General features: G+C 72.3%; 19 protein-coding genes. 2 read left to right on the forward strand and 17 right to left on the reverse strand.

Going from position 1 to position 18,166, the window contains the following annotated elements; all coding sequences use genetic code 11:
* Nucleotides 1–121: 121 nt before the first annotated feature.
* The 8 genes from RZ50_RS21995 to mltG (RZ50_RS22030) all read right to left on the reverse strand — a co-directional run bounded on the left by RZ50_RS21995 (nt 122) and on the right by mltG (RZ50_RS22030) (nt 7,809).
* Nucleotides 122–931, reverse strand: coding sequence for an Fpg/Nei family DNA glycosylase (locus tag RZ50_RS21995; protein ID WP_196950431.1), 810 nt, complete (start codon nt 929–931; stop codon nt 122–124).
* 78 nt (nt 932–1,009) lie between these two features.
* Nucleotides 1,010–1,846: an AAA family ATPase gene (locus RZ50_RS22000; protein ID WP_308272034.1), complete on the reverse strand. Its 837-nt coding sequence runs from the start codon at nt 1,844–1,846 to the stop codon at nt 1,010–1,012.
* An 84-nt stretch (nt 1,847–1,930) separates the two neighbouring features.
* The gene (gene aroQ / locus RZ50_RS22005; protein WP_196952113.1) at nt 1,931–2,371 is read right to left on the reverse strand and encodes a type II 3-dehydroquinate dehydratase; all 441 of its coding nucleotides are present in this window, start codon (nt 2,369–2,371) and stop codon (nt 1,931–1,933) included.
* Nucleotides 2,368–3,459 (reverse strand): 3-dehydroquinate synthase, encoded by a 1,092-nt coding sequence (gene aroB, locus RZ50_RS22010; RefSeq protein WP_196952112.1) that lies wholly within the window; start codon nt 3,457–3,459, stop codon nt 2,368–2,370. Before aroB ends, aroQ begins: the two co-directional genes overlap by 4 nt.
* Nucleotides 3,452–3,973 (reverse strand): shikimate kinase, encoded by a 522-nt coding sequence (locus RZ50_RS22015; protein ID WP_196952111.1) that lies wholly within the window; start codon nt 3,971–3,973, stop codon nt 3,452–3,454. Before RZ50_RS22015 ends, aroB begins: the two co-directional genes overlap by 8 nt.
* A complete protein-coding gene (gene aroC / locus RZ50_RS22020) occupies nt 3,970–5,154 on the reverse strand; it encodes a chorismate synthase (RefSeq protein WP_196952110.1) in 1,185 nt (394 codons plus the stop codon). The genes RZ50_RS22015 and aroC overlap by 4 nt, the downstream gene beginning before the upstream one ends.
* Before the next feature lie 161 nt (nt 5,155–5,315).
* Nucleotides 5,316–6,146 carry a shikimate dehydrogenase gene (locus RZ50_RS22025; protein ID WP_196952109.1) on the reverse strand — a complete coding sequence of 277 codons (831 nt, stop codon included), beginning with the start codon at nt 6,144–6,146 and terminating at the stop codon, nt 5,316–5,318.
* Nucleotides 6,147–6,180: 34 nt separating this feature from the next.
* Nucleotides 6,181–7,809 carry an endolytic transglycosylase MltG gene (gene mltG / locus RZ50_RS22030; protein ID WP_196952108.1) on the reverse strand — a complete coding sequence of 543 codons (1,629 nt, stop codon included), beginning with the start codon at nt 7,807–7,809 and terminating at the stop codon, nt 6,181–6,183.
* 36 nt (nt 7,810–7,845) lie between these two features.
* Between mltG (RZ50_RS22030) and RZ50_RS22035 the strand changes: the two genes are divergently transcribed.
* Nucleotides 7,846–8,040 (forward strand): hypothetical protein, encoded by a 195-nt coding sequence (locus RZ50_RS22035; RefSeq protein ID WP_196952107.1) that lies wholly within the window; start codon nt 7,846–7,848, stop codon nt 8,038–8,040.
* A 196-nt stretch (nt 8,041–8,236) separates the two neighbouring features.
* Here RZ50_RS22035 and mltG (RZ50_RS22040) read toward each other — a convergent pair whose 3' ends face one another.
* From mltG (RZ50_RS22040) to RZ50_RS22060, 5 genes are all read right to left on the reverse strand, one after another.
* A complete protein-coding gene (gene mltG, locus RZ50_RS22040; RefSeq protein WP_196952106.1) occupies nt 8,237–9,463 on the reverse strand; it encodes an endolytic transglycosylase MltG in 1,227 nt (408 codons plus the stop codon).
* 154 nt (nt 9,464–9,617) lie between these two features.
* The gene (gene ruvX / locus RZ50_RS22045; RefSeq protein ID WP_196952105.1) at nt 9,618–10,097 is read right to left on the reverse strand and encodes a Holliday junction resolvase RuvX; all 480 of its coding nucleotides are present in this window, start codon (nt 10,095–10,097) and stop codon (nt 9,618–9,620) included.
* Nucleotides 10,097–12,766 carry an alanine--tRNA ligase gene (alaS, locus tag RZ50_RS22050; protein WP_196952104.1) on the reverse strand — a complete coding sequence of 890 codons (2,670 nt, stop codon included), beginning with the start codon at nt 12,764–12,766 and terminating at the stop codon, nt 10,097–10,099. Before alaS ends, ruvX begins: the two co-directional genes overlap by 1 nt.
* Nucleotides 12,766–13,209, reverse strand: a complete 444-nt coding sequence (locus RZ50_RS22055) for a DUF6167 family protein (protein ID WP_196952103.1) — start codon at nt 13,207–13,209, stop codon at nt 12,766–12,768. The genes alaS and RZ50_RS22055 overlap by 1 nt, the downstream gene beginning before the upstream one ends.
* A 4-nt stretch (nt 13,210–13,213) precedes the next feature.
* A complete protein-coding gene (locus tag RZ50_RS22060) occupies nt 13,214–13,693 on the reverse strand; it encodes a DUF948 domain-containing protein (RefSeq protein WP_196952102.1) in 480 nt (159 codons plus the stop codon).
* 214 nt (nt 13,694–13,907) lie between these two features.
* Between RZ50_RS22060 and RZ50_RS22065 the strand changes: the two genes are divergently transcribed.
* Nucleotides 13,908–14,225 (forward strand): tetratricopeptide repeat protein, encoded by a 318-nt coding sequence (locus RZ50_RS22065; RefSeq protein WP_196952101.1) that lies wholly within the window; start codon nt 13,908–13,910, stop codon nt 14,223–14,225.
* 94 nt (nt 14,226–14,319) lie between these two features.
* On the opposite strand, the gene rpsD is transcribed toward RZ50_RS22065, so the two are convergent.
* The 4 genes from rpsD to RZ50_RS22085 form a co-directional block, all read right to left on the reverse strand.
* The gene (gene rpsD, locus RZ50_RS22070; protein WP_196952100.1) at nt 14,320–14,934 is read right to left on the reverse strand and encodes a 30S ribosomal protein S4; all 615 of its coding nucleotides are present in this window, start codon (nt 14,932–14,934) and stop codon (nt 14,320–14,322) included.
* 308 nt (nt 14,935–15,242) lie between these two features.
* On the reverse strand, nt 15,243–16,673 hold the full coding sequence (locus RZ50_RS22075; protein ID WP_308272039.1) for a replication-associated recombination protein A: 1,431 nt from the start codon (nt 16,671–16,673) through the stop codon (nt 15,243–15,245).
* 38 nt (nt 16,674–16,711) lie between these two features.
* Complete coding sequence (gene ppk2, locus RZ50_RS22080; protein WP_196952099.1) at nt 16,712–17,524, reverse strand: polyphosphate kinase 2; 813 nt, start codon at nt 17,522–17,524, stop codon at nt 16,712–16,714.
* 95 nt (nt 17,525–17,619) lie between these two features.
* The gene (locus RZ50_RS22085; protein ID WP_254803014.1) at nt 17,620–18,066 is read right to left on the reverse strand and encodes a GNAT family N-acetyltransferase; all 447 of its coding nucleotides are present in this window, start codon (nt 18,064–18,066) and stop codon (nt 17,620–17,622) included.
* Between the last annotated feature and the right edge of the window lie 100 nt (nt 18,067–18,166).

Here is an 18,166-nt window from a genome sequence, read left to right on the forward strand (position 1 = left end):
GGTGCCGCTCCCGCACGCCGCGGCCGTCGACCGCGCCTGATGCTCCATCCGCCTGCTCCCTCCGACCGGCCCGGGCCCCAGCCTACGGGCTGCGCGCCGGACCGGAGGGCCGATCACCCCCTCAGGCGGCCTGGCAGCCCGGGCACCAGAAGAGGTTGCGCGCGGCGTGCTCCTCGGTGCGGACGTCGGTGCCGCAGACCAGGCAGGGCATCGCGGCGCGGCGGTAGACGTAGACCTCGCCGCCGTGGTCGTCCACCCGGGGCGGGCGGCCCATCGCCTCGGGGGTGTGCTCGGGGCGGACGGTGTCGATCCGGCCCGCGGCGACGCCCTCGTGCATCAGGGCGACCAGGTCGGCCCAGATCGCGTCCCACTCGGCGCGGGTGAGGTCGCGGCCGGCCCGGTGCGGGTTGACGTGGTGGCGGAACAGCACCTCCGCGCGGTAGACGTTGCCGACCCCGGCCAGCACCTTCTGGTCCATCAGCAGCGCCGCGACGGTCGTGCGGCTGCCCGATATCCGGCGCCAGGCGGCCTCCGGGTCGGCGTCGGCGCGCAGCGGGTCGGGGCCGAGGCGGGCGGCGACGGCGGCCTTCTCGGCGTCGGTGACCAGCGCGCAGGTGTTGGGGCCGCGCAGGTCGGCGTAGCCGTCGTCGTTGGCCAGCCGCAGCCGGACCATACCGACGGGCTCCGGCGCGGGGCCGGTGCCGAAGGTGAAACCGCCGTAGAGCCCGAGGTGGACGTGCACCCAGGCGCCCTCCTCGAAGCCGAGGAAGAGGTGCTTGCCGGTGGCCTCCGCACTCGTCAGCAGCTGCCCGTCGATCGCCTTGGCCTCGTCGGCGAAGCGGCCCTGCGGGCTGGAGACCTGCACCGGGCGGCCGGCGAAGGCCTTGCGGTTCTCCGCGGCGAGGCGGTGGATGATGTGGCCTTCCGGCACGGGCGTCAGCTCCTCCGGGTGCTGCGACGGGACGGTTCCATCATCGCAGCCCGCACCGACAGGCCCTCGGCTCTCCGGTCAGCGGACCGGCATGCCCATCAGCCGGGCCAGGATGACGCGGTCCAGCTCGGCGGCCGTACCGGCGACGTCCAGGTGGGAGTTGTCGATGATCGGCAGCCCGGAGTTGTACCAGCCGGCCATCCGCCCGTGGATGCGCGCCACCTCCTCGTCGCCGAGCCGCCGGTTGCCGCTGCGGCGGGCGTTGCGGCGCAGCACCGAGTCCAGGCTGGGCAGCAGGACGACCGGGAGCATGCCGGGCCCGATGTGCCGCTTCCAGCCGCCGAGTCCGATCGCCGGGCGGTCGGGGAAGACGGCGTCGTCGATGATGCAGGATATGCCGTTGGCCAGGTAGTTGCGGCAGGCGAAGCCGCAGGTGCGGCGGGCCAGCCGGTACTGCGCCTCGGAGGCGTTGTTCCAGCCGGACTGCGGGTTGGCGAAGCCGGACTGCACCCACTCGCGGACGTCGTCCAGGCTGATGTGGGCGGTCGGGGTGGTCCGGCGCTCGGCCCAGTACCGGGCGACGGTGGTCTTGCCCGCCCCGGCCGGTCCGATCAGCAGGACGGCGATCGGCCCGGCGGGCGCGTGCCGCTGCGACGGGTGGGCGGGGAGCTGGACGGGCGTGCCGGCGGGCAGCACGAAGTGCCCGGTGCCGCCCGCCGGTACGGGCGCGGACGGCGGCGGTGCCGCCACCGGAACAGGGGCCGGAACAGGAGCCGGAACGGGACCGGGAACAGAACCGGGAGCAGGCGCCGAAGCGGGAGCCCGCACGGGCGGGGCCGCCGGACGGACCGGCGGCGGAACCGGCGGAACAGCGGGACGCGGCGGGACCTGCCCGCCCCCGGTGTACTGCGTCACGGCACCTCCCGACACCTCTCAGCGGGGACACTACACGGCGGCCCGGCGGCGGGCACAGTCCGCCGCCGGGCCGCCCGGTGAGGGTCAGCGCGTGGCGAGCCGCTCCGCCAGCGCCCGCAGCGCCAGCTCGTACGACCCGATCCCGAACCCGGCGATGGTGCCGGAGGCGACCGCGGAGATCACCGAGTTGTGTCGGAAGGTCTCCCGGGCGTACGGGTTGGAGATGTGCACCTCGATCAGCGGCGCGGTGCGCTGCGCGGCGGCGTCCCGCATCGCGTACGAGTAGTGGGTGAAGGCGCCCGGGTTGATCACCACGGGCACCTGCCCGTCGGCCGCCTCGTGCAGCCACTCCACCATCTGCTGCTCGGAGTTGGTCTCGTGCACCTCGACCTCGAAGCCGAACTCCTTGCCCAGCGCGGTGCAGCGCTCGACCAGCCCGGCGTACGAGGTGGCGCCGTAGACGTCCGGCTCGCGGCTGCCCAGCCGGCCGAGGTTGGGCCCGTTGAGCACCATCACCCGGGTCATGCCGACACCTCCGCGTACGCGGCGACCAGCAGGGACGGGTCCGGGCCCTCCAGGACGGAGGTCTTGCCGAGGCCGTCCAGGACGACGAAGCGGATCAGGTCGCCGCGCGACTTCTTGTCGATCTTCATCGCGTCCAGCAGCTTCGGCCAGGCGTCCGCCCGGTAGCTCAGCGGCAGACCGACCGAGGCCAGCACGGTGCGGTGCCGGTCGGCGGTCTCGTCGTCCAACCGCCCGGCCAGGCGGCCGAGTTCGGCGGCGAAGACCATGCCGATGGAGATCGCCGCGCCGTGCCGCCACTTGTAGCGCTCGTTACGCTCGATGGCGTGGCCGAGGGTGTGGCCGTAGTTGAGGATCTCGCGGCGGCCGGACTCCTTGAGGTCGCCGGAGACCACGTCGGCCTTGACCTGGATGGCCCGGCGGATCAGCTCGACGGTGTGCGGGCCGGCCGGGGTCTTGGCGCCCTCCGGGTCGGCCTCGATCAGGTCGAGGATGGCCGGGTCGGCGATGAAGCCGCACTTGATGACCTCGGCGAGGCCGGAGACGTAGTCGTGCTTGGGCACGGTCTCCAGGGTGTCGAGGTCGGCCAGCACGCCCACCGGCGGGTGGAAGGCGCCGACCATGTTCTTGCCCTCGGCGATGTTGATGCCGGTCTTGCCGCCGACGGCCGCGTCGACCATGCCGAGCAGCGTGGTGGGCATCGAGATCCAGCGCACCCCGCGCAGCCAGGTGGCCGCGACGAAGCCGGCCAGGTCGGTGGTGGCACCGCCGCCGAGGCCGAGGATGACGTCACTGCGGGTGAAGCCGGTCTGCCCGAGCACCGACCAGCAGTACGCGGCGACCTCGGCGCTCTTCGCCTCCTCGGCGTTCGGCACCTGCAGCACGATCGCCTCGTAGCCCTCGCCGAGCAGGTCCTCGCGGATGGCGTCGGCGGTGGCGGTCAGCGCCTCCGGGTGGATGATCGCGACCCGCTTGGCGCGGGGGCCGATCAGCGGCGCCAGCTCACCGAGCAGCCGGTGCCCGATCAGCACGTCGTACGGGTCGTGGCCGGCACTGCCGCCGACGTGGATCCTGACGGTGTTGTCAGTCATGGGGGGTCTTCAGCTCCAGTGCTTCCAGTACGGCGTCCGCGACCTGCTCGGGGGTGCGTCCGGCGGTGTCGACCACCACGGTGGCCACGTCGAGGTAGAGGGGGCGGCGGGCCTCCATCAGCTCGCGCCAGCGGGCCCGCGGGTTGACGGCCAGCAGCGGGCGCGGGGCGTCGAGGCCGGTCCGCTTGACGGCGTCGCCCAGCGGGACCTCCAGGAAGACCACCGGCAGCTCGCGCAGCAGCTCGCGGGTGGCCTCGGCCATCACCGCGCCACCACCGAGCGCCAGCACCCCGCCGTGCTCCGCCGCGGCCGCGCGCACCGCGCGGATCTCCAGCTCGCGGAAGTGCGGCTCGCCCTCGTCGATGAAGATCTCCGGGATGGGCTTGCCGGCCACCGCCTCGATGTCGGCGTCGGTGTCCCGGAAGCCGACTCCGAGGCGCTCGGCCAGGGCCCGCCCGACGGTGGACTTGCCACTGCCGGGCGGGCCGACCAGCACAATGATCGGTGAGCTCATCGGATGATCAGGTTGTCGAGGTAGCCCTGCACGTTGCGGCGGGTCTCGGAGACGTTGTCGCCGCCGAACTTCTCGTTCACCGCGTCGGCCAGCACCAGCGCGACCATCGCCTCGGCGACGATGCCCGCGGCGGGCACCGCGCAGACGTCCGAGCGCTGGTGGTGCGCCTTGGCCGGCTCGCCGGTGCGCACGTCCAGGGTCTGCAGCGCCCGCGGCACGGTGGCGATCGGCTTCATCGCGGCGCGCACCCGCAGCACCTCGCCGGTGGACAGGCCACCCTCGGTGCCGCCGGAGCGGCCGGAGGTGCGCTTGACGCCCTCCGCCGTCGGGACGATCTCGTCGTGCGCCTTCGAACCCGGCACCCGGGCCAGCTCGAAGCCGTCGCCGACCTCGACGCCCTTGATCGCCTGGATGCCCATCAGCGCGGCGGCCAGCCGGGCGTCCAGGCGGCGGTCCCAGTGCACGTGCGAGCCGAGGCCCACCGGAACGCCGTACGCGAGCACCTCGACCACGCCGCCGAGGGTGTCGCCGTCCTTGTGCGCCTGGTCGATCTCGGCGACCATCGCCTTCGAGGCGTCCGCGTCCAGGCAGCGCACCGGGTCGGCGTCCAGCCGGGCCTCGTCCGAGGGCAGCGGCAGCACGCCGGCCGGTGCCTTGGCCGCGGCCAGCTCGACCACGTGGGAGACGATCTCGATCCCGGCCACCTCGCGCAGGTACGCGCGGGCGACGGCGCCCAGCGCGACCCGGGCGGCCGTCTCCCGGGCGCTGGCGCGCTCCAGGATCGGCCGGGCCTCGTCGATCGAGTACTTCTGCATGCCGGCCAGGTCGGCGTGGCCGGGCCGGGGGCGGGTCAGCGCCTCGTTGCGGGCCAGGCCCGCCAGCACCTCGGGGTCGACCGGGTCGGCCGACATGACCTGCTCCCACTTCGGCCACTCGGTGTTGCCAACCATGATCGCCACCGGGCTGCCCATGGTCAGGCCGTGGCGGACCCCGCCGAGGAAGGTGACCTCGTCCTGTTCGAACTTCATCCGCGCCCCGCGGCCATAGCCGAGCCGGCGGCGCGCCAGCGCGTCGGCCACCACATCGGTGGTGACCGGTACACCGGCGGGCAGGCCTTCCAGCGTCGCGACGAGTGCGGGGCCGTGCGACTCCCCCGCCGTCAGCCAGCGCAACGTACCCAACGGAGCTCCTTCATCAGCGGGCCGGCCCACGGCACCGCCGCGGCCCGCCCGAGCGTGCCTTCCGACTGAATCCTTTCATGCCCCAGCAGCCCCCGGGGGCACAGTCCGCGTGACGGACGGCAACGGCCACGATTCCGGCCCCGCCCCGCCCCGGCTCCGGCTCAGCGCCCGGCCAGCGCCTTCTCCCCCGCCTCGCGCATCGCCGCCAGCGGGCCGGGCACCCGCCCGGTGAAGGCCTCGCTCTGCAGGACCGCCTGGTGCACCAGCAGGTCCAGCCCGCCGAGGACGGTCGCCCCGCGCTCGGCGCAGGCGGCCGCCAGCGCCGTCGGCCACGGGTGGTAGAGCACGTCGAACAGCGCCCCCGGCGCTGCGGTCAGCGCGTCCGCGAAGCCGTCGGTCGCCCCGACGGGCGTGGTGGAGACGGTCAGCGGCCGCTCCAGCGCCTCGGCGCCGCGCTCCCAGTCGGCGGTCCGCAGCGCGAGGCCCAGCCGCTCGCCCAGCTCGGCCATCTCCCGGGCCCGCTCGGCGCTGCGCACGTAGACCGTCACCTCGCCGGTGCAGATCTGGGCGAGCGCGGCCAGCGCCGAGGAGGCGGTCGCCCCGGCGCCCAGGACGGCGGCGGCCGGCACCTCGGTGATGCCGCGCTCGCGCAGCGCGTTCACCAGCCCGGGGACGTCGGTGTTGTCCCCGGTGCGGCGCCCGTCGGCGGTGAACACCACCGTGTTCACCGCGTCCACCGAGCGGGCCGTCGCGCTGACCTCGTCGAGCAGCGGGATGATCGCCCGCTTGAGGGGCATGGTCAGCGACAGCCCGGCCCACTCGGCCTCGTCCAGCCCGGCGACGAAGCCGGGCAACGCGGCCTCGGCGACGTCGAAGCGGTCGTAGCGCCAGCCGTCCAGCCCGAGCGCCGCGAAGGCGGCCCGGTGCAGGTCCGGCGAGAGCGAGTGGGCGATCGGCGAGCCGAGAACGGCCGCCCGGTGCTTGCTGGTCAACGCTGCCTCTCCGCGAACTGTCGTGCGGCCGTGGTCACTTCTTGGTGGTGCAGTGGCCGCGCGCCTCGTCGAAGCCCTGCCCGGCCGCCTGGCAGTACTCCTTGACGTTGGCGTAGTGCTCCTTGCTCGTCTCGGCGAACCGGGTCTCGGTCGGGGACATCGCGATGAAGTACAGCCACTTGCCGTCCGCCGGGTGCAGCACCGCGTTGAGCGCGTCGTCGCCGGGGTTGGAGATCGGACCGGGCGGCAGGCCCGGGTTGATGTAGGTGTTGTACTTGTTGGACGCGTCGTCCATGTCCTTCTTGTCGAGGTCCTTGCGGCCCAGCGAGTACTGGAGCGTGGTGTCCATGCCGAGCTTGTGGTTGATCTCGCCGCCGGCGGCCAGCCGGTTCTGGATGGTCTTGGCCATCTTGGCGAAGTCCGCCGGGTTGTTGCCCTCGCGCTGGAGGATGCTCGCCTCGATGAGCACCTCGTAGCCGGTCTTCAGCCCCACCGAGGCGGCCTGGGAGTCCAGGTTGGCGTACTTCTCGGTGGCGTTCTTCACCATCTGCTTGAGCAGGTCCTCGGGCTTCATGCCCTCGGCGAGGTTGTAGCGGGTCGGCCAGAGGAAGCCCTCGATGTTGCCGTTCGCGTACGCGGGCAGGCCGAGGTCGTTGACCTGGGCCTTGGCGACGCCCGCCGTGGTGCCCGCCTGGAGCTTCAGCTTGCCGTCGATCAGGGCGTAGATCTCGGTGGAGTTCTTGCCCTCCGGGACGACGATCGCCGCACCGCCCGCCTGGGTGAGCAGTTCGTTGAGCGCGGCGGCGGCCGGCATCTCCTTCTTCAGCCCGTAGTAGCCGTACTGGATGTTGCCGCACTTGGGCTCGGCGTTGCAGGCCGTGGTGAACGCGTCGACGCTCTTGACCACGCCGGCGTTCTTCAGCGCCAGGCCGATCTGCCCGCCGACGGCGCCCTTCTTGACCTCGACCTGGACGGACCCGGTGCCCTCGCCGGTGTAGTCCGGCGGCGGCCCGAAGTGGTTCTGGTAGAAGCCGTAGCCCCACCAGCCGGCCCCGCCCACGGCGCCGAGCAGCACCAGGGCGACCAACAGGCAGGCACCGCCGTTGCGGCGGCCCGACTTCTTGCCCTTCTCCTTGCGCTTCTTCTGCCCCTCGCGCGAGTCGTCCTGCTCGCCGAGGAAGCCGATCTCCTCGGCCTCGGCGTGCTCGTCGAGGTAGCCGCCGTCCTCCAGGTGGGCGTCCTCGTGGCCGTCCCACTCCTCGGTCTCGGCCTCGTGCACGGCGCCCACCGGGTCGGCGCCGGACTCCAGCGCGGCGGCCTCGGCCTCCCAGTCGATGCCGTCCGGGCCCAGGCCCGAGGCGGGCGCAGCCGGCTGGGCCTGCGGCACCTGCTGCTGGACCTGCTGCTGAACGGGCTGCTGCTGGATCGGCATCTGCTGCTGCGGCGGCACCATCTGCTGCGGGTGACCCTGCTGCGGCATCTGCTGCTGGGACTGCATCTGCTGCTGGGGATAGCCCTGCTGCTGGGGCTGCATCATCTGGTCGGGATAACCCTGCTGCTGCGCGTACCCCTGCTGCGGCATCCCCGGCTGCATCGGCACCTGCTGCTGCATCATCTGCTGCGGGTGGCCCTGCTGCGGCATCTGCTGCTGGGACTGCATCATCTGCTCGGGATAACCCTGCTGCTGGGGGTACCCCTGTTGCGCGTACCCCTGCTGCTGCCCGTCCCCGTACGGCTGCTGGCCCTGCTGGACCTGCTGCCCCTGCTGCGGGTACTGCTGCTGCCACTGGCCGTCCTGCTGGCCGGGGACCGGCTGCTGGCCGCCGTACCCGGGATCACCGGGGTGCCACGGCTCGCCCTGGGGGCCGTAGCCCCGACCCAGATCGGTCATTGATCCCCTTAACCGACGGTGACGGCCGGAGGATCGGACCGGCCGTCCGGGACGACGCCGTCCCGGCTGATTCTCGAACCGGCGTGCTAGCGCAGCGCCTGGGAGGAGACGTTACCGTACCGCAGTCATACCTCTGCCCGGACGGACGTACCGTCAGTGAGCGACCTCACCCTCGGCACACGAGGCGCTCACGGTCCCGTCACGGCGTCGCCGCGGCCGTGGCCGAACCGGACGGGGAGCCGGAGGCCGAGGAGCTCGGCTTGGACGTGGGCCGGTTGGCGTTGAACTCCGCGACGTTGCGCTGGTGCACGTCGAAGCTGTCGGTGAAGCGGGTGTCCCCCGGCTTCACGGTCACGAAGTACAGCCAGTCCCCCGGCGTCGGGTCCAGCGCCGCCATGATCGCCTGCCGCCCCGGGTTGGAGATCGGGGACGGCGGCAGCCCCGCGTGCACGTAGGTGTTGTACGGGGAGTCCAGCCTGGTGTCGGTGACGGTGGTGTCCAGGGTCGACCGGCCGAGAGCGTAGTTGATCGTGGAGTCCAGCTGGAGCGGCATGCCCTTGGCCAGCCGGTTGTAGATGACACGGGCGACCTTGCCCATGTCCTCGGTGTTGTCGGCCTCGCCCTGGACCATGCTGGCCACGGTGACCAGCGCGTACACGCTCTGCCCGAGGTTCTGCGCGACGACGACGGCGTCGTCCCGGGTGAATTCCCTGCCGGCCCGGTCGACCATCTGCTTCAGGAGGTCCAGCGCGTTGGTCCCGTCGGTGACGCTGTACTTCGCCGGGAACAGGTAGCCCTCCGGGCTGCCCTTGGTGAAGTCCGGCAGGCCCAGCTCGGCGGCGTGCTCCTGGGCGGTGCGCTGGGCGGTGCCCGGCGGCAGGTTGAGCTTCTTGTCGATCGCCGCGTAGATCTGGTAGCCGCGCCAGCCCTCGGGGATGGTCAGGCCGTTGGCGTTGGCCGGGTCGATCAGGATGGCCAGCGCGGCGGCCGCCGACATCTTCTGCTTCAGCGTGTACGTGCCCGGCTGGATCCGCCCGGCGGCCGCCACACTGCCCCTGGCCGCCCGGGTGAAGGCGAGCGAGCTGGCCACCACGCCGTTGCGGACCAGTGCGGACGCGATCTGGGTCAGGCCCGCGCCCTCCGGGACGGAGACCTGGACGCTGCCGTCGCCCTGCCCCGCGAAGTCGGCGGCGGCCGGGGGTTTGCGCTGCGCCCGGTACCAGGTGTAGCCGGTCAGCCCGATCCCGCCGAACACCGAGACCAGCGCGAGCGCGGTGAGCCCGCAGGCGAGTCCGTTACGCCGTCGGTGCGGATCCGGCGCATCGAAGCGCGGCCGGGGCGCGCCCGGCGGACGGCCCTCCGGCTCCAGCACCGGCGCACCCAGGTGACCGGGCGTGAGCCCCGGGTAGAAGTCCTGGTCGGTCATGGCTCGCGCCCCCTCGGCGGTCCCGAATCGGTCCGAGTCGGTCCGTTTCCCTTCCTGATCGACCTGAAATCGATCGGGAAACGGAGTCGAACGAAAAGGGGTCCGTGCGGACGCGTCCGCACGGACCCCTCAACGGGACGTTAGATCAGGCCGGTCAGCCGACCGCCTCGACGCTCTCACCGGGCGGGCGTCCGCTCACCCGTTCGGACTCAAGGGCGGTCTGGAGGATCACCACGGCGGCGGCCTGGTCGACCACCGAACGGCCCTTCTTCGCCTTGACCCCGGAGGCGCGCAGCCCGTGGGTCGCGGTGACGGTCGACATCCGCTCGTCCACCAGCCGCACCGGCACCGGGTAGAGCCGGTTGGCCAGCCGCGCCGCGTACGCACGGACCTTCTCCGCCGCCGGGCCCTCCTTGCCGCTGAGCGAACGCGGCAGCCCGACGATCACCTCGATCGCGTCGTACTCCTCGGCGATCGCGGCGATCCTGGCCTGCGACTTCACCCCCGCCGGGACGGTCTCCACGGGCGTGGCGAGCACCCCGTCGGGGTCGCAGGACGCGACCCCGATCCGGGCGTCACCGACGTCGACGGCGATCCGCCGCCCACGCCGGAAGGGCCTCTCCTCGAACTCCATCAGGAAGCGCGCTCCGCCACCAGTCCGCGCACCGCCGCGATGGCCTCGCCGACCGCGGCCGGGTTGGAGCCGCCGCCCTGGGCGACGTCGTCCTTGCCGCCACCGCCGCCGCCGAGGGTCTTGGCGGCGGTCCGGACCAGCTCGCCGGCCTTGATGCCGCGGCCGCGGGCGTCCTCGTTGGTGGCGATCACGGTCAGCGGGCGGTCGTTCGCCACGGTGAACGCGGCGACCACGGCCGGGCGCGAGCCGAGGCGGCCGCGCACGTCCAGGACCAGCTTGCGCAGCTCGTCCGCGCCCACGCCGTCGGCGACCTGCGCGGCGACCACGGCGATGCCGTGCACGTCCTCGGCCGAGTCGGCCAGGCCCGCCGCGGCGGCCAGCACCTTCTCGGCGCGGAAGCGCTCGATCTCCTTCTCGGCGTCCTTGAGCTTGGCGAGCATGCCCGAGATCTTCTCCGGCAGCTCCTCCGGGCGGCCCTTGACCAGCTCGGTGAGCTGGGAGACCACGGTGTGCTCGCGGGCCAGGAACTTGTACGCGTCGACGCCGACCAGCGCCTCGACACGGCGCACGCCGGAGCCGATCGAGGACTCGCCGAGCAGCTTCACCAGGCCCAGCTGGGCGGTGTTGCCGACGTGCGTGCCGCCGCACAGCTCCTTGGAGAAGTCGCCGATCGAGACGACCCGGACCTCGTCGCCGTACTTCTCGCCGAACATCGCGATGGCGCCGGCCTTGCGGGCCTGGTCCATCGTCATGACCTCGGCGGTGACCTCAAGCTCGCGGCCCAGCACGTCGTTGATCTTCTGCTCGACGTCCACCAGCACGCTGCCCGGCACGGCCGCGGGCGAGCCGAAGTCGAAGCGGAAGCGGCCCGGGGCGTTCTCGGAGCCGGCCTGGGCGGCCGTCGGGCCGAGCGCGTCGCGCAGCGCCTGGTGGGTCAGGTGGGTGGCCGAGTGGGCGCGGGCGATCGCCCGACGGCGCTCGGTGTCGATCGTGGCGTACGCCGAGGCGCCGAGCACGACCTCACCGAACAGCACCCCGCCGGAGTGCACGATAACGCCCGGGACGGGCTGCTGCACGTCCCGGATCTCCACCACCGCACCGGACTCCAGCCGGATCCGGCCGTGGTCGGCGAGCTGGCCACCGCCCTCGGCGTAGAACGGGGTGCGGTCGAGGATGATCTCGACCTCGTCGCCCTCGGAGGCGGCCGGCGCCGGAACGCCGTCCACCAGCAGGCCGACCACGGTGGCCTCGTTCTCGGTCAGCGAGTAGCCGGTGAAGACGCTCGCGCCGGCCTTGTCGGCGACGTCGCGGTAGGCGGCGACGTCGGCGTGGCCCATCTTCTTGGCCTTGGCGTCCGCCTTGGCGCGGTCCCGCTGCTCCTGCATCAGGCGGCGGAAGCCGGACTCGTCCACCTGGAGGCCCTGCTCCTCGGCCATCTCCAGGGTGAGGTCGATCGGGAAGCCGTAGGTGTCGTGCAGCTTGAACGCCTGCTCGCCCGAGAGCACCACGCCGCCGGACTGCTTGGTCTCGGTGACCGCGGCGTCCAGCAGGTTGGTGCCGGCCTTCAGGGTCTGGAGGAAGGCCGCCTCCTCGGCGACGACGACCGTCTCGATGCGCTTGCGCTCGGTCTCCAGGTCCGGGTACTGCGGGGCCATCGCCTTGATGGTGATGTCCGTGAGCTCCTTGGCCACCGGCTCGGTGGCGCCCAGCAGGCGCATGTTGCGGATGGCGCGGCGCAGGATGCGGCGCAGCACGTAGCCGCGGCCCTCGTTGCCGGGGGTGACGCCGTCGCCGACCAGCATGATCGCGGTGCGGATGTGGTCGGTGACCACGCGCAGCGAGATGTCCGACTTGTGGTCGGCACCGTAGGTGTGGCCGGTGAGCTCGGCGGCGCGGTCGAGGATCATCCGGCTGGTGTCGATCTCGAAGAGGTTGTCGACGTCCTGCAGGATGGCGGCGAGGCGCTCCAGGCCGAGGCCGGTGTCGATGTTCTTGCTCGGCAGGTCGCCGAGGATCTCGAAGCCGTCCTTGCCGTCGCCGTGGCCGCGCTCGTACTGCATGAAGACCAGGTTCCAGATCTCCAGGTAGCGCTCGCCGTTGACGGCCGGGCCGCCCTCCTCGCCGTACGCGGGGCCGCGGTCGTAGTTGATCTCCGAGCACGGGCCGCACGGGCCGGGGACGCCCATCGACCAGAAGTTGTCCTTCATCCCGAGGCGCTGGATGCGCTCCGACGGGACGCCGATGACGTCACGCCAGATCTGCTCGGCCTCGTCGTCGTCCTTGTAGACGGTGATCCAGAGCTTCTCCTTCTCCAGGCCGTAGCCGCCGTCCGCGACGGGAGTGGTGAGCAGCTCCCACGCGAACTTGATGGCCCCTTCCTTGAAGTAGTCGCCGAAGGAGAAGTTGCCGCACATCTGGAAGAAGGAGCCGTGCCGGGTGGTCTTCCCGACCTCCTCGATGTCCAGGGTGCGCACGCACTTCTGGACGCTGGTGGCGCGCGAGAACTGCGGCTTGACCTCGCCCAGGAAGTAGGGCTTGAACGGCACCATGCCGGCGTTGACGAGCAGCAGGGTGGGGTCGTCGGCGACCAGGGACGCCGACGGAACGACGGTGTGGCCGCGCTCCTCGAAGAAGCGCAGCCAGCGGCGGCGGATCTCAGCCGACTCCATTAGTGGTCCTTCCGGTTCGGGGTGCCGCCCCGCGGCGGCAGCGCGCGGCGGGGCGTTTCTTCGATGTCTTGGGGGGTGGTGCGGGCCCCGCTGGATTCAGAGCGGGGGCGGGAGGGGGGCAGGGCGGCGGCCGGGCTACCGGGCGCCGCCGAGATAGCTCGGTACTGCGGCTCGCCGCGCAGGACCCGGCGGGTGGGCCGGGGCTCCACCACGGCGGTGCCGCGCAGCCCGAGGTCGTCCTTCAGCTGCTCCTCGCGCTCGGCCATGCCGGCCTTCACGTCCTGGGCGAACTGCTTGGCCAGGTCCCCCAGGTGCAGCGCGCCGCGCGCCGCGGTGCCGGAGAGGCTGTCCGGGGTGAGCCGGTGGACGGCCTCGTTGGCCTTGTTCATGGCCCAGACGGTGGCGCCGGCGCCGACCGCCATCCAGAAGATGCGTCGCACCATGCCGTCAGCCCCTCACCGCGCGCCGGACCCGGGAGAACAGACCGCTCCTGGGCGCGGTCGCGGCGCGCACCTCGGCCCGGATCAGCCGGGCCAGCTCCTCGCGCTCACCGGCCTGCAGCGGCACGCTCGGCGCGCCGCCCTGCTGCTTGGAGACGGCCTTGCGGACGCCGTAGCTGAAGGCGGCGACCTTCACCAGCGGTCCGCCCAGGGTGGCGGCCACGGTGGAGGAGAGCGCGTTGGCGTTGGCGGCGGCGTCCTGCACGTTGGCGGTGATCTCGTCCACCCGTTCGAGCTGCTCGTTGGCGCTGCGCACCGCGGCGCCCGCGTCGGTCAGCAGCGGCACGGCCTGCTCGGTGACCGCGGAGACCAGGACGGTGGCCTCCTTCAGCACCCGCGAGAGGCGGACCAGCACCACGGCGAGCAGGGTGACCAGGACCGCCCAGAAGACGGCGACGAGCAATCCGGCCAGCTCTCCCACGGACACCTTTGCGCGCTCCCTCGCCTTGCTCCTCTACAGGGGGAACCCTATCGCGCCCGGGCCCGGTTTCCGGACCGGGTTACCGGCCGTGGCCTCGTCCGGGTGTGCGAGCCGCGCGCGGAACCTACCGACCGGTCACCCCGCCCCGTCTGGCGCGGCGGGGAATAGTTGAAACTTGTCCGTTGCTTGAGGAGGCAAGGATCCACCCGGAAGGAGCATCATGGCCATCCACGACGAGTACCGCCTCGCGACGTTCCACTTCGAGTCCAAGGCGTACACCGACGCCGCCCGCATGCTGGAGGGCGTGCTGGCCGAGGAGCCGGCCAACCTCTCCGTCCGGCTGCTGCTGGCCCGCAGCTACTACCACTCCGCCCAGCTCGGCCGCGCCGAGGCCGAACTGCGCCGGATCCTCGAAATCGACCCGGCCGAGGACTACGCCCGGCTGATGCTCGGCCGCACCCTGGAGCGCCAGGGCCGCGCCGAGGAGGCCCGCCCGCACCTGCGGCTGGCCGCCGCGATGGCCGGCGAGGAGATCTGAGGCCGGAGGGCCCGGAAAAGGGGCGAGCCCCCGCCGCCTCGAAAGGCGACGGGGGCTCACTCGTGGTCCCGCGAGGAGCGGGACCACTCGCGGGTCAGCGCGAGTAGTACTCGACGACCAGCTGCTCGTCACAGATCACCGGGACCTCCTTGCGCTGCGGCGCACGGTCCAGGCGGAAGGCCAGGGCCTTCAGGTTGACCTCAAGGTACTTCGGGGTCTGGCCCTCACCCGCGTAGCCACCCTCACGGGCGACCTGGAAGGGGACCTTCTCCTTGCTGCGCTCGCGGACGGTCACCACGAAGCCCGGCTTCATCTGGAACGACGGCTTGTTGACCTTGCCACCGTTGACCTCGATGTGGCCGTGGACGACCATCTGACGGGCCTGGTAGATGGTCCGGGCGATGCCCGAACGCAGCACCAGCGAGTCCAGACGGGTCTCCAGCTCGGCGACGAGCGCCTCACCGGTCTTGCCCTCGGCCTTCTTGGCGCGGTCGAACGCGCGCGACAGCTGCTTCTCGCTCAGGTCGTACTGAGCGCGCAGACGCTGCTTCTCAAGCAGACGGACCTTGTAGTCCGAGTTCTGCTTGCGGCCACGGCCGTGCTGGCCGGGCGGGTACGGGCGGGCCTCGAAGTACTTGACGGACTTCGGGGTCAGCGGCACGCCGAGCGCACGCGCGATCTTGACCTTGGGACGCTTCTGGTTCGCCATGAACCAAACCTTCCTTGCTTACGAATACGGCTTCACCAGGTGTTGACGGAGGTCGCATGTCGCGGCCCGGAGAAAGCCCCGCCGCCTGCGCGAGGGGCCAGCCGCTCTCCGGAGCCGGGCACGTAAGTGCTGGTCACACGAAGGGCCCGGAAACCGGGCCGTCCGCGACACCGAAACGGTGCGCGACGCTCCTGGTGCGGGCCTCCCGGAGGAGGCCTACGGCCGATGTCCCGCTGGTGCGGCCGGTCGGTGGGGTCTCCCCCGCCGCCGTCCCGGGACATGGCACTCCGACGAAGTATACCGGTGGATCACTCGCCCTTTTCCCGGGGCTGCCGATCCGGCTGCTCCGCCGCCTTCCCGGCCTTCTTCTCGGCCTTCTTCTCGCTCCTACGCTCCCCCCGCAGCCGCCCGCGCGTCCACTCCACGGTGTCCGCGTACCGGACCTCGCCGCCGCGCCGGTTCGGCTGGTAGTACTCCCGGCCGTGCACCGAGTCCGGCGCGTACTGCTGGGCCGCGATGCCCTCCGGAAGGTCGTGCGGGTACTGGTAGCCCTTGCCGTGGCCGAGCTTGCCCGCGCCGCCGTAGTGGGCGTCCCGCAGGTGCGGCGGGACGGCGCCCGCCAGGCCCTGCCGGACGTCCGCCAGCGCCGCGTCGATCGCCAGGTAGGCCGAGTTGGACTTGGGCGCCAGGGCCAGCGCGATCGCCGCCTGGGAGAGGATGATCCGGGCCTCCGGGAAGCCGATCAGGGCGACCGCCTGGGCCGCCGCCACGGCCGTCTGCAGGGCCGTCGGGTCCGCCAGGCCGACGTCCTCGCTGGCCGAGATCATCAGCCGCCGGGCGATGAAGCGCGGATCCTCCCCCGCCTCGATCATCCGGGCCAGGTAGTGCAGGGTCGCGTCCACGTCGCTGCCGCGGATCGACTTGATCAGCGCGCTGGCCACGTCGTAGTGCTGGTCGCCGTCCTTGTCGTAGCGCACCGCCGCCTGGTTGACGGCCGTCTCGGTGGTGGCCAGCGAGATGCTCGCCTCACCCTTCTCCAGCGCCGCCCCGGCCGCCGCCTCCAGCGTGGTGAGCGCCCGCCGGGCGTCCCCGCCCGCCAGGCGCACCAGGTGGTCCTCGGCCTCCGCCGTCAGCTCCAGCGCGCCCTCCAGGCCGCGTTCGTCCGCCACCGCGCGGCGCAGCAGCGCCCGGATGTCCTCGTCGGTCAGCGACTCCAGGGTGAGCAGCAGCGAGCGGGACAGCAGCGGGGAGATCACCGAGAAGTACGGGTTCTCGGTGGTCGCCGCGATCAGGGTGACCCACCGGTTCTCCACGGCCGGCAGCAGCGAGTCCTGCTGGGCCTTGGAGAACCGGTGGATCTCGTCCAGGAAGAGCACCGTCTCCCGGCCGGACATGCCCACCGCCCGCCGGGCGCCGTCGATCACCGCCCGGACCTCCTTGACCCCGGCGGTGATCGCGGACAGCTCGACGAAGCGGCCCTCCACGGCCTGGCTGATCACGTGCGCCAGGGTGGTCTTGCCCGTCCCGGGCGGCCCCCAGAGGATCACCGAGCTGGTGGCCGCCGGCCCGCGCGAGTTCGCGACCAGCCGCCGCAGCGGGGATCCGGGCTTCAGCAGCTGCCGCTGCCCGGCCACCTCGTCCAGGGTGCGCGGGCGCATCCGCACGGCCAGCGGCGCCCGGCCGGGCTCCCTGGTCTGTCGTTCCTCGGCTGCGGCGGTGAAGAGGTCCGGTTCGTCCACACCGGAAGCCTATGCGAGGCCACCGACGGCCCGTCCTGCTACTCCAGCCGGGCCGCGTGGTCCGGGACGTACTTCTGGAGGTCGCGCGGGGGCCGCTGGTAGCCGCGCGGGGCCGGGCGGGGCGGCAGCTCGATCCGCGGCGGGGTGATCTCGTGGTACGGCACGGTGGAGAGCAGGTGGGCGATCATGTTGATCCTCGCCCGGCGCTTGTCGTCGCTCTCCACCACGTGCCAGGGCGACTCGGGGGTGTCGGTGTGGAGGAACATCTCGTCCTTGGCCCGCGAGTAGTCCTCCCAGTGGTTGATCGACTGGACGTCCATCGGGGAGAGCTTCCAGCGCTTCATCGGGTCCTCCAGCCGCTCCTGGAAGCGCCGCTGCTGCTCGGTGTCGCTCACCGAGAACCAGTACTTGCGCAGCAGGATGCCCGCCTCGATCAGCATCTGCTCGAAGGTCGGGCACTGGCGCATGAACTGCCAGTACTCCTCGTCGGTGCAGAAGCCCATCACCCGCTCGACGCCGGCCCGGTTGTACCAGCTGCGGTCGAACAGCACGATCTCCCCGGCCGCCGGGAGGTGTTCGACGTACCGCTGGAAGTACCACTGGGTCTTCTGTCGCTCGGTCGGGGTGGGCAGCGCCGCGACCCGGGCGATGCGCGGGTTCAGGTACTCCGTCACCCGCTTGATGGCACCGCCCTTGCCGGCCGCGTCCCGCCCCTCGAAGATCACCACCACGCGGGCGCCTTCGACCCGCACCCACTCCTGGAGCTTCACCAGCTCCTGCTGGAGCCGCAGGAGCTCGCGCTCGTACGGCTTCCTCTCCAGTCGCTCCGACTTCGCGGTTCGCTGGTCCATGGCCACCCCGGTGTCCTCCGTCCGACTGCTGATGATCTTTCACCGTAGGCGCAGAACGGCGAATCCGCAGGTCGGCGGGGAACACACCCCGGGAATCAGACCTCGACGAAGGGCTCGGGATAGCGGCAGAGCCCGCGCGGGCCGCCGTCGTAGGCCGCCAGCGGCAGCGCCTGGAAGTACGCCTCCGGCACCTCGAACGGGCCGGTGACCTCGTGCCGCCCGGCCGGGGCGAAGCCGAACCGCGCGTAGTACTCCGGGTCGCCGAGGACGACCACCAGCCGCTCCCCCGCCTCCTCGGCCGCCGACAGCGCGGCCCGGACGACGAGCTCGCCGACGCCCTGGCGCTGCCACTCGGGCGCGACCGCGACCGGCGCGAGCGCCAGCGCCTCGCCGTCGCCGACGCGCAGCCGGGACAGCAGCGCGTGCCCGATCACCAGCCCCGCGTCGTCCACCGCGACCATCGAAAGCCCGGGCACCCAGGCCGGATCGCGGCGCAGCGCGTCCACCAGGTCCGCCTCGTCCGGGCCGGGGAACGCGGCCATGTGGACCCGTCTGGTCGCCGGAGCGTCCTGCGGACATTCGACTCTCGTTGTGACCTGCATGAGTCAACCCTCCCTGTGTCGCACGCCGTTGTGGACCGAC

The organism is Kitasatospora sp. SUK 42, from assembly GCF_015776785.2.
GTDB lineage: Bacteria > Actinomycetota > Actinomycetes > Streptomycetales > Streptomycetaceae > Kitasatospora.

What these genes read in the sequence shown, in the direction of transcription:
- RZ50_RS22015 (WP_196952111.1), bottom strand. Translation starts at nt 3,973, where the DNA reads ATGAGCTCACCGATCATTGTGCTGGTCGGCCCGCCCGGCAGTGGCAAG.
- ppk2 (WP_196952099.1), bottom strand. Translation starts at nt 17,524, where the DNA reads ATGGACCAGCGAACCGCGAAGTCGGAGCGACTGGAGAGGAAGCCGTAC.
- aroQ (WP_196952113.1), bottom strand. Translation starts at nt 2,371, where the DNA reads ATGACCCGGGTGATGGTGCTCAACGGGCCCAACCTCGGCCGGCTGGGC.
- RZ50_RS22085 (WP_254803014.1), bottom strand. Translation starts at nt 18,066, where the DNA reads ATGGCCGCGTTCCCCGGCCCGGACGAGGCGGACCTGGTGGACGCGCTG.
- mltG (WP_196952106.1), bottom strand. Translation starts at nt 9,463, where the DNA reads ATGACCGACCAGGACTTCTACCCGGGGCTCACGCCCGGTCACCTGGGT.
- RZ50_RS22055 (WP_196952103.1), bottom strand. Translation starts at nt 13,209, where the DNA reads ATGGTGCGACGCATCTTCTGGATGGCGGTCGGCGCCGGCGCCACCGTC.
- RZ50_RS22065 (WP_196952101.1), top strand. Translation starts at nt 13,908, where the DNA reads ATGGCCATCCACGACGAGTACCGCCTCGCGACGTTCCACTTCGAGTCC.
- rpsD (WP_196952100.1), bottom strand. Translation starts at nt 14,934, where the DNA reads ATGGCGAACCAGAAGCGTCCCAAGGTCAAGATCGCGCGTGCGCTCGGC.
- alaS (WP_196952104.1), bottom strand. Translation starts at nt 12,766, where the DNA reads ATGGAGTCGGCTGAGATCCGCCGCCGCTGGCTGCGCTTCTTCGAGGAG.
- mltG (WP_196952108.1), bottom strand. Translation starts at nt 7,809, where the DNA reads ATGATGCAGTCCCAGCAGCAGATGCCGCAGCAGGGCCACCCGCAGCAG.
- ruvX (WP_196952105.1), bottom strand. Translation starts at nt 10,097, where the DNA reads ATGGAGTTCGAGGAGAGGCCCTTCCGGCGTGGGCGGCGGATCGCCGTC.
- aroB (WP_196952112.1), bottom strand. Translation starts at nt 3,459, where the DNA reads ATGACTGACAACACCGTCAGGATCCACGTCGGCGGCAGTGCCGGCCAC.